General features: G+C 46.5%; 11 protein-coding genes. 10 read left to right on the top strand and 1 reads right to left on the bottom strand.

Annotated features, from left to right (window positions below):
• The first annotated feature begins 32 nt into the window (after positions 1-32).
• The 6 genes from BLU30_RS05620 (at position 33) to dprA (ending at position 7,784) form a co-directional block, all read left to right on the top strand.
• Positions 33-2,207 carry a bifunctional 4-hydroxy-3-methylbut-2-enyl diphosphate reductase/30S ribosomal protein S1 gene (locus tag BLU30_RS05620; RefSeq protein ID WP_090244336.1) on the top strand — a complete coding sequence of 725 codons (2,175 nt, stop codon included), beginning with the start codon at positions 33-35 and terminating at the stop codon, positions 2,205-2,207.
• Between the two features lie 137 nt (positions 2,208-2,344).
• Positions 2,345-2,710 carry a demethoxyubiquinone hydroxylase family protein gene (locus tag BLU30_RS05615; RefSeq protein ID WP_090244335.1) on the top strand — a complete coding sequence of 122 codons (366 nt, stop codon included), beginning with the start codon at positions 2,345-2,347 and terminating at the stop codon, positions 2,708-2,710.
• Between the two features lie 9 nt (positions 2,711-2,719).
• A complete protein-coding gene (locus tag BLU30_RS05610; protein ID WP_090244333.1) occupies positions 2,720-3,523 on the top strand; it encodes a family 1 encapsulin nanocompartment shell protein in 804 nt (267 codons plus the stop codon).
• 191 nt (positions 3,524-3,714) lie between these two features.
• Entirely contained in the window at positions 3,715-5,121 is a 1,407-nt protein-coding gene (locus BLU30_RS05605; RefSeq protein ID WP_090244331.1) for an amidophosphoribosyltransferase, read from the top strand.
• Positions 5,121-6,653: a YifB family Mg chelatase-like AAA ATPase gene (locus tag BLU30_RS05600; RefSeq protein WP_090244329.1), complete on the top strand. Its 1,533-nt coding sequence runs from the start codon at positions 5,121-5,123 to the stop codon at positions 6,651-6,653. Before BLU30_RS05605 ends, BLU30_RS05600 begins: the two co-directional genes overlap by 1 nt.
• 36 nt (positions 6,654-6,689) lie before the next feature.
• On the top strand, positions 6,690-7,784 hold the full coding sequence (gene dprA / locus BLU30_RS05595; protein ID WP_090244326.1) for a DNA-processing protein DprA: 1,095 nt from the start codon (positions 6,690-6,692) through the stop codon (positions 7,782-7,784).
• Between the two features lie 56 nt (positions 7,785-7,840).
• Here dprA and coaBC read toward each other — a convergent pair whose 3' ends face one another.
• Positions 7,841-9,037 carry a bifunctional phosphopantothenoylcysteine decarboxylase/phosphopantothenate--cysteine ligase CoaBC gene (gene coaBC, locus BLU30_RS05590; RefSeq protein WP_090244324.1) on the bottom strand — a complete coding sequence of 399 codons (1,197 nt, stop codon included), beginning with the start codon at positions 9,035-9,037 and terminating at the stop codon, positions 7,841-7,843.
• A gap of 155 nt (positions 9,038-9,192) precedes the next feature.
• Here coaBC and BLU30_RS05585 point away from each other — a divergent pair, with 155 nt between their 5' ends.
• The 4 genes from BLU30_RS05585 (at position 9,193) to BLU30_RS05570 (ending at position 14,549) form a co-directional block, all read left to right on the top strand.
• Positions 9,193-9,825, top strand: a complete 633-nt coding sequence (locus tag BLU30_RS05585) for an ECF transporter S component (RefSeq protein WP_090244322.1) — start codon at positions 9,193-9,195, stop codon at positions 9,823-9,825.
• A gap of 177 nt (positions 9,826-10,002) precedes the next feature.
• Positions 10,003-12,060: a lectin like domain-containing protein gene (locus BLU30_RS05580; protein ID WP_090244320.1), complete on the top strand. Its 2,058-nt coding sequence runs from the start codon at positions 10,003-10,005 to the stop codon at positions 12,058-12,060.
• Between the two features lie 62 nt (positions 12,061-12,122).
• Positions 12,123-12,917: a LytTR family transcriptional regulator gene (locus BLU30_RS05575; RefSeq protein ID WP_090244318.1), complete on the top strand. Its 795-nt coding sequence runs from the start codon at positions 12,123-12,125 to the stop codon at positions 12,915-12,917.
• A 270-nt stretch (positions 12,918-13,187) separates the two neighbouring features.
• Positions 13,188-14,549 carry a citrate/2-methylcitrate synthase gene (locus tag BLU30_RS05570; protein WP_090244315.1) on the top strand — a complete coding sequence of 454 codons (1,362 nt, stop codon included), beginning with the start codon at positions 13,188-13,190 and terminating at the stop codon, positions 14,547-14,549.
• The last annotated feature ends 371 nt before the right edge of the window (positions 14,550-14,920 follow it).

Here is a 14,920-nt window from a genome sequence, read left to right as displayed (position 1 = left end):
GGGGTTTTACAATACAATAATGGAGATAGTCGATGAAAATAATTATTGCTGAAAAAGCGGGGTATTGCTTTGGAATACAGAACGCCATGGCAATGGTGGAAAATACCCTTAAAACCTATCCTGGACAGCCAATCTATTGTCTGGGCGATATTTCCCATAACCGGCAGGAAATGGACCGTCTGATTACCCTTGGGGTGAAAAAAGTGGATACATTGGATGCGGTAGAGGATGGCATCGTCATTATTCGCTCCCACGGTGTGGGAAGGACGGTCATCACTACAGCAGAAGAGAAGGCACTGACCATTGTCAATGCAACCTGTCCTTTTGTCCGGGCCATGCAAAATAAGGTTCGGGATTATTACGAAAAGGGCTATCAAATTGTTATCGTTGGAAATGCCGAGCACCCAGAAGTGGTCGGAGCCATGGGGTGGTGTGATGATTCTGGAATTGTCCTCAGCTCCGGGGATGAAGTGGATGCCTTACCGCATTTCGAAAAAATCTGCGTGGTGGCTCAAACCACTATCATCGAAACTAAATTCCAAAGGATAACCGCAGCCTTGAAAAACAAGGCAGATGAATGTGTTATATTTAATACCATTTGCAGCGCGACGGCTGAGAGACAAGCAGCCGCGGCGAAGACGGCAGAAGGTGTAGAATATATGATCGTAGTGGGTGGGTACCATAGCTCCAATACGCAAAAGCTTTTGGAGGTGTGCAAAGCCCATTGCAAAAATACTTGTCACATAGAGACAGCCGGGGAATTAGATCCTGATGAGATTAAGAAATATCAAACCATCGGAATCACAGCGGGAGCATCGACACCGGATTGGATCGTTAAGGAGGTAACGGAAAGTATGGAAGAAAACGTGTTAGAGCAGGAACAGACGCAAGCGGTTCTGAATGATGTTGCAGATGAAGAGTTTGATTTTGCAAAAGAACTAGAAGACTCGATGAAGTCTATCCGCAAGGGTGCACCAGTGGAAGGCGAAGTTATCGCAGTTGATGCGGATGAAGTGATCCTGAACATCGGATATAAATCTGATGCAGTCATTAAGAAAAGTGACTACACTTGGAAGCACGATGAAGAATTAACAGATTTGGTCAAGCCTGGCGATTTGATTACCGCCATCGTCACCGATTTGAATGATGGTTCTTCCCGGGTAAAATTGTCCAAAATCAAATATGAAAATCAAAAGGTTCAGAATAAATTAGCTGAAGCCTTTGAAAATCAGGATGTTTTGGAAGGTAAGATCAAAAGTGTTTCTGGTAGCGGCCTGATCGTCGATATCGGATTTACCGATATCTTCATGCCTGCATCCCAGTATCATGTGCGTTATGTCAAGGATTTGGAATCCCTTATCGGCGAAGAAGTCAAGGGTAAAATCATTGATTACAATGCAAAGCGCCGCAGAGCAATTCTTTCCCAGAAGGTTATCCTGGAAAAGGAAATCAAGGAAAAACAAGCAAAGCAGCGCGAAGTTAAGGAAAAACGTTTTGGTGAGCTGAACGTTGATGATGTGGTCAAGGGAAATGTTAAGACCATTACCAATTTCGGTATCTTTGTGGATTTAGATGGTATCGATGGCTTCGTCCATCGCTCTGACCTGACTTGGGAACGTGCTAACGAACCTAAGGATTTGGTTCAGAAGGGACAGGAAATCGAAGCAAAGGTTATCTCCAAGAACGAAGAAGACAAGAAGATCAAGCTCAGTGTCAAGGCATTGATGCCCAGACCTTGGGATGTGTTCGTTCAGGAATATAACGAAAAGGATGATGTTGAAGTCAAAATCACCAATGTGTTGGACTTCGGCGCTTTTGCAGAAATCATCCCTGGTGTTGAAGGCCTGATCCATGTTTCTGAAATTAGCTATGACCGTGTCGAATCGGTGGCTGCTGTCCTGAAACCAGGCGATGTGGTCACGGTTAAGATCATCGGCATCAACACTGAAAAAGAAAAAATCAGCCTGAGTATCAAAGCAACTCTGGAAGCACCTGAAAGACCTCAGCGCAGCAGAAGCAAGAAGCGTGAAGGTGGCTTCACTGGCGATCGTCCCAACCGTGGCGGTGGACAGAAGAAGAGAGCAGCACAGAACAGAAACACCACTGTGTATGAAGAATCTGCTAATGTTACCCTTGGTGATGCATTCGGTAATCTCTTCGAAGGTTTATCCTTTGGGGATGATACGGATGACGGCGACAAAGAATAATTGAGAAAAAATGGAACAGCTTAGGCTGTTCTATTTTTTTACTTTAACCCCCCTTAAATGGCATGAGTGTCAATTTTGGTTCTTCTTAATAATCCCGTGGTATGGTTAGTCTATCAACTTTGAAAGGAGAAACATCAATGCCACAGTTTGGAGATCCCTTTGCCGGGAATGTAGAACGGAAAATGAACAAGAAGGAATTGGCAGAAGCCATCCGATTGGATTTGGCTGGAGAATTAGAGGCAATCTATTTATACGATGCCCATGTTCGTGCGACGGACAATGCCATCGCAAAAAAAGTTCTGGCGGATATCCGGGATGAAGAAAAAGCACATATCGGTGAGCTAACAACGCTGATGCGTTATTTAGATGCTGAGGAATATAAGCTCTTTGAATCGGGGGCTGAGGAAGTCCATGAAATGATGCGGGAATTAGGCATTCCTGTGGACAGCACGGATGCAAAGTCTCCTGAGGGTGCTACCATTGGCAGCCTGAAAGAAGAATAGGTGGATCAAATGGATTATTTAGGACGGACGACAGCGCCCTTTGGGGACTCCCTATGGAATGACATTGATGCCCATGTGGTAAAAAGTGCCAAAAAGTTTCTGGTTGGCCGACATCTTATACCCCTTTATGGTCCACTGGGTGCGGGAATTTTAGAAGTCAATGTTGACACCAAAAGAGAAGAAGCCTTCGATGGTGGCATTGCTCGAACCTGCGGACGCAGTATGGTGGATCTTTTACAGATTTATGAAGATTTTTGGCTATTTTGGCGGGATTTAGAAGAGGATGAGCGATTAAATACACCAGTGGATCTGTCCAGTGTGGATCAGGCAGCTCAGACCCTGGCTCAACGTGAGGATGAGATTATCTTTTTCGGTCAGGAGCAATTGGGCATCCAGGGTTTATGTAATAGTGAGGGTGTCATTGCGATGGCCCGGGATGATTGGAGTGTCGGGCAGGATGCTTTCTTGAATATTACCAAGGGTATCAGCCAATTTTATGAATCCGGCATCATCGGCCATTATGCTTTAGCCATGGGGCCAGATTTATATTATAGTCTCCAGCGCATTCTGCCGGAAACGGGTGTCATGGAAATTGATCGGATTCGGGGCCTTTTGGATGGCCGGGTGTATGTCAGTAAAGCTCTGATGGGAAAGGCTGTTTTATTATGTGGAGAAGCCCAGTTTATGGACTTGGCCATTGGCCAGGACATGGCAACGGCCTATGTGGAGTATGCTGAATTAAATCATCACTTCCGGGTTTTAGAAACACTGGCTCTTCGCCTGAAAGTACCCCAAGCTGTTATTGTGTATTAAGTTTATAAGTTTTTAAATAAAAGTACCCCCTGTCCTCGGTGATTAAAAATGACCTGAGGATGGGGGGGCTTTTATTTTAGAAAGAGCATGGGGGTTTTTTACGAAAAAGAGAAAAGCAGGTGGTCCCCGGGTCAAAATTAATGTATAATGAAAGGGATTTTAGTAGACAGAGTGCCAATGAGGAGGTAAACATGGGAGGATTATTCGGGGTAGCAACCCGGGATGATTGTGTGAATGATTTATTTTTTGGGGTCGATTATCATTCCCATTTGGGAACACGTCGTGGGGGAATGGCAGTATGTAAGGACGGATCCTTCGACCGGGCAATCCACAATATTGCCAATGCTCCCTTTCGGACGAAGTTTGAGCAGGATGTGCAGATTATGGAGGGAAATCTAGGGATTGGAGCCATCAGTGATAGTGATCCCCAGCCTCTGATTGTTCGGGCCCACTTTGGCCATTTTGTACTGGCTACAGTAGGGCGGGTCAATAACGCCCAGGCCATCTTAGATCAGGTTTTAGCGGATCGCAGAGGGCATTTCATGGAAATGAGTGCCGGCCAGATTAATACGACTGAGCTGGTAGCGTCGATTATTTCTTCCCATGAAAACCTGCTGGCGGGTATCCGTGCTGCCCAGGAGCTGGTGGATGGATCTTTAACCATGCTGGTGATGACAGAAAAAGGTATTTTAGCCGCTCGGGATCGTCTGGGGCGCACTTCTCTGGTTATTGGGGAACAGGATCGGGGCTATGCCATTTCCATGGAAAATTTTGCTTACCAAAACCTAGGGTATCGGGATGCCTACGAATTAGGCCCCCGGGAAATTGTGATGGTGACACCTGAGGGTTACGATGTGCTTTCTAAAGCCGAAGAGGACATGAAAATTTGCGCCTTCCTTTGGACGTATTATGGATACCCTACCTCTAGTTATGAGGGGCGCAACGTTGAGGAAGTGCGGTATCGCTGTGGAAAAGCCTTAGCTAAGCGGGATCAGGACATTGATGTGGATTATGTCAGTGGGGTACCGGATTCCGGCATTGCTCATGCCCTGGGGTATTCCCACGCTTCGGGCCTACCCTATAAACGTCCTTTGATTAAATACACGCCAACCTGGCCCCGGAGCTTTATGCCTCCTAAGCAGAGTATGCGACAAATGATTGCCCAGATGAAGCTGGTGTCTATTTCCAGCCTCATTAAGGACAAACGGCTGCTCATTATTGACGATTCCATTGTTCGGGGAACTCAGACGAAGAAAATGGCGGATTACCTCTTTGGGGATGGTGCCAAGGAGGTCCATATCCGGTCGGCCTGTCCGCCCATCATGTTTGGCTGTAAATATTTAAATTTCTCCAGGTCAACATCGGAGTACGATTTGATTACCCGCCGGATTATTAAAGAGCGGGAGGGGGACCATGATGCGGAGCGTCTCTTTGAATATGCCGATCCCAATACGGAGGCCCATCAGGAAATGGTGGATTGTATTTGTAAGCGCTCGAAGTTTACTTCCCTTAAATACCATCGTCTGGATGAGATGATTGAGGCCATTGGGATTGATCGGTGTAAGGTCTGTACTTACTGCTGGGACGGGAAAGAATAATGCTATCCCGGGTTTTTGGCTGTGGACTCCTGGGGGTGGATGGCTTCATTATCACCGTGGAGACGGATGTGGCCAATGGGTTACCAGTGTATGCGGTGGTGGGGTTACCGGATGCCGGTATCCGGGAGTCTAAGGAACGGGTGTATGCAGCCTTAAAGAACAGTGGCTATCATTACCCCATGCAGCGAATCACCATCAATCTGGCCCCGGCGGATTTTAAAAAGGAGGGCTCAGCCTTTGATCTCCCCATTGCCATTGGTCTGCTCCTTTCCTCGGAGCAGATCCAGGTGGTGGATATTGAGGATTATCTTATTATAGGAGAGCTTTCCCTGGGTGGGGAGATTAACAGTGTCACTGGGGTCCTTCCCATGGCACTGGCGGCTAGAGACCACGGTTTTAAGCACATTATTGTGCCCCTGGCCAACGGGGAGGAGGCCGCAGTAGTGGAGGGTATTACGGTCTATCCCGCAGGTCATATTACCGAAGTAACGGCCCACTTGACGGGTGAAAAAATCCTGGAAGCCAAGCATGTGCCCTTGGAGGCGCTGTTAAAGGAAGGGCGGGCTTGTGATAAGCTAGTGGATTTTGCAGATATCCGGGGGCAGGAGGCGGCTAAACGCGCTCTGACCCTTGCGGCGGCCGGCGCTCACAATATTTTACTCAGCGGCCCGCCCGGTTCGGGAAAATCTATGATGGCCAAGGCTTTTCCCTCAATTCTTCCAGATCTGGATGCCGAAGAGGTTTTAGAGATTTCTAAGATTTATTCCGTAGCTGGCTTGTTAAAAGGCCAGCGCCTTATCACTACCCGGCCCTTTCGGGCTCCCCATCATACCATTTCTAAAAACGCTCTGGTGGGTGGCGGGCGTATTCCGAAGCCCGGGGAGGTTTCCCTGGCTCATTTGGGCGTCCTCTTTTTAGATGAACTGCCGGAGTTTTCCCGGGGGAGTATCGAAACCCTGCGCCAGCCTATGGAGGACCATTCGGTTACGATTTCCCGGATTAATGCCTCCCTAACTTATCCGGCATCCTTTATGCTCATTGCGAGTATGAATCCCTGCCCCTGTGGCTATAATGGGGACCCAACCCACGCCTGCAGCTGTACACCTGGGGAAATCCATCGCTATGCCAGTAAAATTTCAGGTCCCCTTATGGACCGTATTGATATTCGCATCGAGGTGCCTGCTGCCTCCTTTTCGGAGCTGGAGGGCGGGCCTTCTGGGGAAGGATCAACCGTCATTCGAAGGCGTGTCAATGAAGCCAGACAACGTCAGCGGGAGCGCTTTAAAGAATTTCCAGGGATCTTTTTCAATAGCCAGCTTACCCCCAGAATGATTGCTAAGTGCTGTATCCTCAAGGGGGAGAGCCTGGCCTTTATGGAGATGATCTATCAGAAAATGGCTCTAAGTGCCAGGGGCTATCACCGTGTTTTAAAGCTGGCCCGAACCATTGCCGATGTGGAAGGTGCCGATGCCATCGAGCAGCGTCATTTGGCAGAGGCTGTTCAGTATCGGACCCATAAGGTAAGCCGCTAAAGGCCCGCATTATATTTGAAGGAAAGGAATGAAAGGATGGAGCAACTGTATTGGGTTTGGCTGATGTCACTACCAGAAATCGGGAATGCCACCCGTCATTTATTGTTAACGTATCTGGAGTCTCCCCAGTCGATTTATGAAAGTGATGAGTCCTCCTTAAAGACCATTGAGGGACTGAAGCCAGAAAAACGGGAAGTATTGATGAAAAATCGTGATTTGAAGGGGGCTGAAAAAGCCATCCGTTACATGGAGCGCCATCATATTCGCCTGATCACCCAAGGGGATGCTGCCTTTCCATCCTTTCTTCATGAGATTTATAATCCACCAACGGCATTTTTTGTAAAGGGAAATGCGGAATTACTGAAGGCCCCTTTAAATATTGGAATCGTGGGTTCACGGAAGGCATCGCCCGGGGGCTTAGCCCAGGCTCGGCGGCTTAGCCGGGAATTATCGGATAGTGGGGTTACCGTGGTGTCTGGTTTTGCAGCAGGCATTGATGCGGCCAGTCACGAAGGGGCTCTGGAAGGTGTGGGTTCTACCATTGCGGTGTTGGGCTGTGGCATTAATGTGTGTTATCCCAAGGCGAACAAACTGCTGTATCATGAAATTTTAGAGGGGGGAGGGCTGATCTTAACAGAATTTTTCATGGATACCCAACCTTTAGCCTTTCATTTTCCCCTGCGCAATCGGATAATCAGCGGTCTTTCCCAGGGATTATTGGTGGTGGAAGCAGCGGAAAAAAGCGGAGCCCTCATCACCGCGAAGCATGCCCTGGAGCAGGGAAAGAATGTCTATGCCATTCCCAAGGATATCACCCTCCTACAAAGCGTAGGGTGTAATAATCTGATTAAGGATGGGGCCAAGGTTGTGACGGAGGTCCAGGATATTCTGGAGGATTATGTGGATTTTGTCCAAGTGCCTGATGGGGAAGAGACGGTAAAGTCTGGGAAGAATTTAACATTATCTGAGGATGAAGCGAAGCTGTTCAACCTCGTTGCCAGGGGCTATCACACGACGGATCAATTGGTCTTGGTTTCAGAAAAAACCATTGCAGAAGTCAATGCCCTCCTCTCCATGATGGAGCTGAAGGACATTCTTCGCGTGGATTATGGACGGGTGACTTTGTTGTGAAAAAAGCGGGCTGGGCATAGGCGTTCACGCCGCCTGCAAACCAGCCCAAAAAATCTCTATTTTTTATGTCGGAGGATTTCATCCAGGATATGGTAAGCCGTATCCTCCTTGCTCATGAGTCCCAGCTCTGAAACCGAATCCTTGGTGATGATGGTAACGACGTTGGTATCACCGGAGAAGCCAGCACCAGCCACCTTCAGATTATTGGCAATGACCATATCGACATTTTTTCGGATGAGCTTATCCTGACTGTTTTTAACAAGGTCCTGGGTTTCCATCGAAAAACCGCATAAAAATTGATGGGGAAGGCGTTTTTCTCCAAGAGCCCCTAAAATATCCGGGGTTCGCTTAAGGGAGAGGGAGAGATCGCCCTCCTTTTTTTTGATTTTATCATCTGCACAAACTAATGGGGTATAATCCGCCACAGCCGCAGATTTAATGATAATCCCATGGGATGGGCCCTGAGCCATGACGGCATCGTACATATCCTGGGCACTTTCAACAGCAATATGGGTGGTGAAAGGGACCTTTGGTAATTGGGTCGGGCCGGAAATAAGGGTAACCGATGCCCCACGCAGCATGGCACAACGTGCCAGGGCATAGCCCATCTTCCCACTGGAATGATTGGTGATATAGCGGACCGGGTCCAGGGATTCACAGGTGGGACCAGCCGTAATGAGAATCTTTTGTCCCAGCAAATCTTTAGGACAGGCAATTTCCCGGTAAAGATAATCTAAGAGGACGTCCTCGGCGGGAAGCTTACCGGCGCCCTCATCCTTACAGGCTAGAATACCAGAATCCGGCTCAATGATCATAAAGCCAGCATCCCGGAGGATTCCGATGTTTTTTTGCACGATGGGATTGTTGTACATGGCCGTATTCATAGCCGGAGCAACGATTTTAGGGCAGGTACAGGCTAAGGCCGTGGTGGTAAGCATATCATCCGCCAGGCCGTAGGCCAGCTTGGCAATGATATTGGCCGTGGCCGGTGCAATGAGTAAGGCATCAGCCCGTTTAGCAAGGGCTACATGGGCCACATTATAATTTACCGTCTTATCGAAGGTATCCACAATGGTATTGTGGCCCGTTAAGGTGGAAAAGGTTAAGGGAGTGATGATTTCCGTAGCGTTTTGGGTCATGATGGTGTGAACATCACATTTCGCTTTGGCTAAGGTGCTGGCGACATTGGCCATTTTATAGGCTGCAATACTCCCGCTGATCCCTAAAATGACAGTTTTATTTTTTAATTCCATTGGATTCAGACTTTCTTTATTTTTTTGTTTATTTTATAACAAATACAGGGGATGCGTCAATAAAAACAGTAGACATCACCTTAATTTTTGTGTACAATTACCCCATTAGCATTGTATCCGTTAAACGGAACGATAGCAAGGAGGTCATATTTAATATGAAAAACAAATCAACATCGGATCTGGTCCAGCTTTCTTTGTTTGTTGCCATCATTGTGCTCCTGGCAGTGACACCATTTTTGGGTTACATTCCATTGGGGTTCACCAAAGCGACAATCATCCACATTCCTGTGATCATTGGCAGTATCGTTTTGGGATCGAAGAAAGGGGCATTCCTGGGCTTTGTCTTTGGATTAACCAGCCTGTTAAACGCCACATTTAACCCGACACCCACATCCTTTGCCTTTAGCCCTTTTTATTCCTTTGCAGGGGTAAACGGGAATTTCTGGAGCCTGGTCATCTGTTTTGTTCCCCGTATTCTGGTGGGTATTGTTCCTTTTTATGTTTATCGGGCACTTAAATCAAAGATTGGCAAGGATAGCGTAGCATTGACTGTTGCTGGTGTGTGCGGCTCTTTAACCAACACCGTCTTAGTCCTCAGCCTCATTTATTTCTGCTTCGGACAACAATATGCGGCTGTTTCCGGGGTAGACTATTCAGCCTTGGTTGGCGTACTTATGGGTGTTGTTGGAATTAATGGAATACCCGAAGCCATTGTTGCTGGTGTCCTGACCCTGGCAGTTGCCAAGGTATTGCTCAAATATCAAAAACATGTTGCTTCACCGGCCTAATTTAAAGAATGGATTGTAATCAAAACCCTCATCATAAAACGATGGGGGTTCTTTTTGTATTTAAAAGACAGCCAAACTATTGATGTCGTTTAAACCCTCATTGGTGCAGGCCCTGTTGATTTTCTAAAGCATTATAATATAATAAAAAAATAATAGGAAAGTGAAGGTGATTGAAGGATGCAAAAGCAATGGCTTCTCCGGGGAATGGTTACTGCGGTAGTGTCAGTCGGTTTGTTATTGGGAAATTCAGCGGTCTTTGCCGAGTCCTGGGAGTTTTCAGACCGGATTGCGTCACTCCAGGAGGTTGACCGTGTCTGGAATGACTATGTTCAGCAGCATATCGACCGGGATATGGATGAGCCTGAGGCGTACAGCGAAGCCAATGCTGCCCTGCCGGAGACCTATGATTTACGCACGTTAGGCCTCTCCACCGGTGTGAAAAACCAATCCCCCTTAAGTGATTGCTACGCCTTTGGGACCATTGCCTCAGTGGAATCCAATTATTTAAAACAGACAGGGAAAATGCCGGATTTTTCAGAAAAACAATTGGCATATTTTGCAAAGCATGCCCGTCCAGAAAACCTTAATCAAGGGGGAGAAGGGATTAACTCTCTGAAAAAGGATGGTACCGTTGATGAAACCGGTGCTGGACTCGAATGGGGCGTTGCAACCTTGGCTATAGGGCAATTATCCAACGGTGAGGGCGTGGTGAATTCCTCTAGTGTTCCCCATACGGCAGACGATGGAACCCTGGAAGCAACACACCTTTGGACGGTTTCCGAGGATTTTCGCAATATCAGTGAGGCCCGGTTGACAGAAGCAGAAATACTATCGAGTCCGGCCAATTATAGCACGGGGAGCTATCAATATGATGCGCAGGCAACCCAAAATATCAAGACTTCTTTAATGGAAAATGGTGCCCTTAGTGTCTATATGGGTGTTTATGATGCAAAAAGTGAGGCTGATGCAAGAAGCGTTTGGAATGAAACGACTGGAGCCTATTATAGCAAGCCAGATACGGCACCCAATCATGTGGTCACCATCATTGGCTGGGATGATAATTTCTCCCTGGATAACTTTAGCACAGGAAATCAGCCGGAAGGTAGTGGTGCATGGCTCATCAAGAATAGCTGGGGGGAGAAGCCCAGTGGTATTAATTTTCTCAATGCGGTTCCCAATGACAAGGGGGACAAGGATTATGGTTATTTCTGGATGTCCTATTATGACAAAAGTATTATGGCACCGGTTAGCCATACGGTTGATCCTGGCGCCGATGATCACGACAACCTCGTACAGTATGATTATTTGAATATTCGAAATTATGATTCTATTGTGAAGGGGATTACCCAACAGATTCTTAAAGAAAAGGGCATGACAGCGGGACAGTCTGTGGCCAATGTCTTTACCGCAGCAGATTACGAGACACTATCAGCCATATCGGTCATGACGCCAGAACCCAAGTATCAGGGGGAAATTCAAATTTATCGCAATTGTACACCAGAGAAAATAGAAGGAAAAACTCCTGATGTGACATTGAATACCGGAGTTTTTGAAAATGCAGGTTTCCACACCTACGATTTGGGCGAACAGGCCATCAACTTACGTCCCAACGAAAGTTATACCATTGTACAAACGATAACTGGTGGTAAAGATCAAAGCTACCTGCCCGTTGAATTGGGATCGCAACCGAAAAGTCTGACGGGAGGACCGACGGGATCCACAGCCGTCTGTAATCCAGGAGAAAGCTATGTGCAGACGACCGAGGGCTGGGTTGACTTAGCCCAAATTGGAGAGGTGGTGGTTCAGAATGAATCAGCAACGATGACCCTTACGGTTGGTAATGCGATGATCAAGGCCTACACCCAGAACCGGGAAGCAACGGCGGCGGAACTGGTCATGGCCCAGATTGATGCCCTGGGCGAAATAACACGTCTGGATCAGGAGCCGCAGGTTTTGGCAGCCCGGGCAGCCTACGAAGCCCTGGATGAAACCGAAAAAACCCAGGTGGAAAATATAGCTCTTCTTGTCGCAGCAGAGAAGAAAATTGTCGAATTAAAAGCAGCACAGGCACAAAATCAGGCAGAGGCACAGTCATCAGAGACAAAAGCAGCAGACAGAAATAATACCACTACCGGTGTAATGGAAAATGCCACAGGACTCTGGATTGGTTCGGGTCTGCTCTTCATTGCATTGGTAATCGGTGGTTGGTATGCTAAAAAACGGATGATTCCATAGCAACCAGCCTGTGTTTTGTGTTATGATGAATTACAAATGACCGTTAAGATGCGGAGGTTGTAATGCAGGTGGATTTAGTGGCGTTGACCCAAAAGCTCATGGAGTCCCATGGTCAGCGGGATCTTGAAGAAGTCATGTCCTATATGGATAAGGATGTTTTATGGATTGGCGCTTTAAAGGGACAGTATGTCCATGGCAGAGAGTCCATGCGTGGGATTTTGTCCCAGGAACAGGACGTTCTCATCCAATCGGAGGCGATTGTCTATGAATTGGTGTACAATACTGAGACGTTGGCCATCGTAACCGGCCAGCTCGATGCCTATACTAAGCCGGAATCCGGTTATCTGCTTAAGCAAAATCAGCGGGTGACCTTTGTCTATGAAAAAAAAGAGGACCAGTGGAAGGTGATCCATCTCCATGTCTCAAATGAATGGGACGTCCTCCAGGAAAATGAATTCTTTCCCTATACCTGTGGGCGGGAAACCTACCTCTATATGCAAGAGCAGATTGAAAATTTCCGTAGACGTTCTGATAAACTCATGGTCCATATTGGTAAAAAGTCCTATTTTTTAGAAAATGAGAGTATTTTATTTATTGAAGCCAACCGCCACCATTGTATCGTTCGTCAGGTTGCGGATCGGGTAGAAATTGATGAGTCCATCACGGAGCTATCCATTGGCTTGCCGAAGCACTTTTTTCGGGTACACCGCAGCTTTATCATCAATCTTTATTATGTCGAACGCCTGGAATATGGCATGGTGTATCTTAGTCAGGGGATTGAAATCCCAATTCCTAAGCAACGGTACGGAGAGATTAAAGGGCAACTGATTGCGAGACTCTCAGAAATTGGGCTGTAGTTTAATGAATGCGAATTAAAGTAAAAGAAAATGCCGTCACCGGGTTAACGGTTGACGGCGTTTTTTGAAGGTTTCATAGAGTTAAAAATGAAGGAACTATAGTAAAGTCTTGCATATTAAAGAGATTATCTTGATAAAAAGACTCTAAAACTTAAGAATATGAATAAAAAACTTAAGTATTATTCATATTTTACATTTTGTATACAATTCTATTCGGTTTTTATGATATGATTTATAAAAATAATTAAGGTGTGAAATGGAGTTGAATATATGAGTACAGCATTTTCGCAATCAATGCCTATCCTGGAAAAATATACGAAATTGTTATTCGAGAATGATCGGATTCCAGAAGAGCTTTTTCAAAAATATAAAGTAAACCGGGGACTCCGGGATCTTGAAGGCAAAGGGGTCTTAACCGGTCTCACAGAAATTTCCGAGATTCAATCCCATATTGAAAAGGACGGGAAAAGGGTGCAATGTGATGGCCGCTTATTTTACCGTGGAGTGGACGTTCGAGATATGGTCCGGGGATGTGTGGAAGAAAAGCGTTTTGGATTTGAAGAGACCACCTACCTCTTGTTGTTTGGCTCTTTGCCGAGTACTCAGGAGCTTAAGGATTTTGTCGATGTTTTATCCCATTACCGGACACTTCCAACGAGTTTTGTTCGGGACATTATTTTAAAGGCTCCCAGTAAATCCATGATGAATACCTTGGCAAGAAGTGTGCTGACTCTTTATTCCTATGATGATTTTGCCAGTGATACGTCAGTCTCCAATGTTCTGCGCCAGTGTATTGAACTTATCGCGCTTTTTCCGCTTTTAGGCGTTTATGGTTATCAGGCTTACCGCCATTATGAACACGGGGAAAGTCTGTTTATTCATTCCCCTGACCCTGAGCTGTCAACCGCTGAGAATATTCTCCATATTCTGCGACCGGATAGTCAATACACCGAGTTGGAAGCCCGGATTTTAGATATTGCCCTGATGCTTCATGCGGAGCATGGGGGTGGGAATAACTCGACCTTTACCTGTCACGTCGTTACTTCTTCGGGCACGGATACCTATTCGGCGATTGCAGCAGCATTAGGTTCCCTTAAGGGACCCAAACATGGCGGCGCCAACATCAAGGTGGTTGAAATGTTTGAGGATTTGAAAAAAGAAGTCAAGGATTGGAATGATGAGGTGGAAATTGAAGGGTATTTAGGGCGTCTCCTTAACAAGGAAGCCTTTGATCACGCCGGTCTGATCTATGGGATGGGTCATGCTATCTACTCGAAGTCTGATCCTCGTGCTGAAGTTTTTAAGGAATTTGTCCGAAGCCTGGCAGAAGAAAAAGGACGCATGGATGAATTTAATCTATACTTTAATGTTGAGCGTTTGGCACCAAAAGTCATTGCGGAAGAGCGTAAGATCTATAAAGGTGTTAGTGCCAATGTGGACTTTTACAGTGGTTTTGTCTACCATATGTTAGGATTACCCACGGAGCTGTACACCCCGATTTTTGCTTTTGCCCGGATTTCAGGATGGAGTGCCCACCGCTTAGAAGAGCTGATTAATGCGGGTAAGATTATCCGTCCTGCTTATCTGGCCATTGAGGAACGTAAGGACTATGTCCCACTAAATAAACGATAATCGATTAAAGAGGATAAAAAAGATTCACCCCGGACCCAGCAGTCGCTTGTTGCCAATCGCCTTTGGCTCTTGGACAAGCGTTGCATGGGTGCTATATCCCAAATCAAAGATTTGGATAGCACCGCAAGGCGCTGACGAACAAAGGGAAAGTTCTCAGTCGTCAGTGCGCAAAACCTTCGGTTTTGATCGGGTTTAAGGCAGGTTAACTTTCTTAATTTGATGAAAGCCCAAAACGCCAGCCCGCAGGGGCGCCAGGGTTCTCGTATTTTTATCATCACCCTGACCTGGGTTTGTCGACAGTCTGAGCCCTTGTGAGGGCTTTTTTTATGTGGATTTGAGAGAGATTATTTTTTGATATACCCTTTTCATTT

Source organism: Eubacterium barkeri (assembly GCF_900107125.1).
GTDB classification, from domain to species: domain Bacteria; phylum Bacillota; class Clostridia; order Eubacteriales; family Eubacteriaceae; genus Eubacterium_O; species Eubacterium_O barkeri.
Note: the sequence above shows the minus strand (reverse complement) of the source record. Positions and strands in the feature narration are given on the sequence as shown.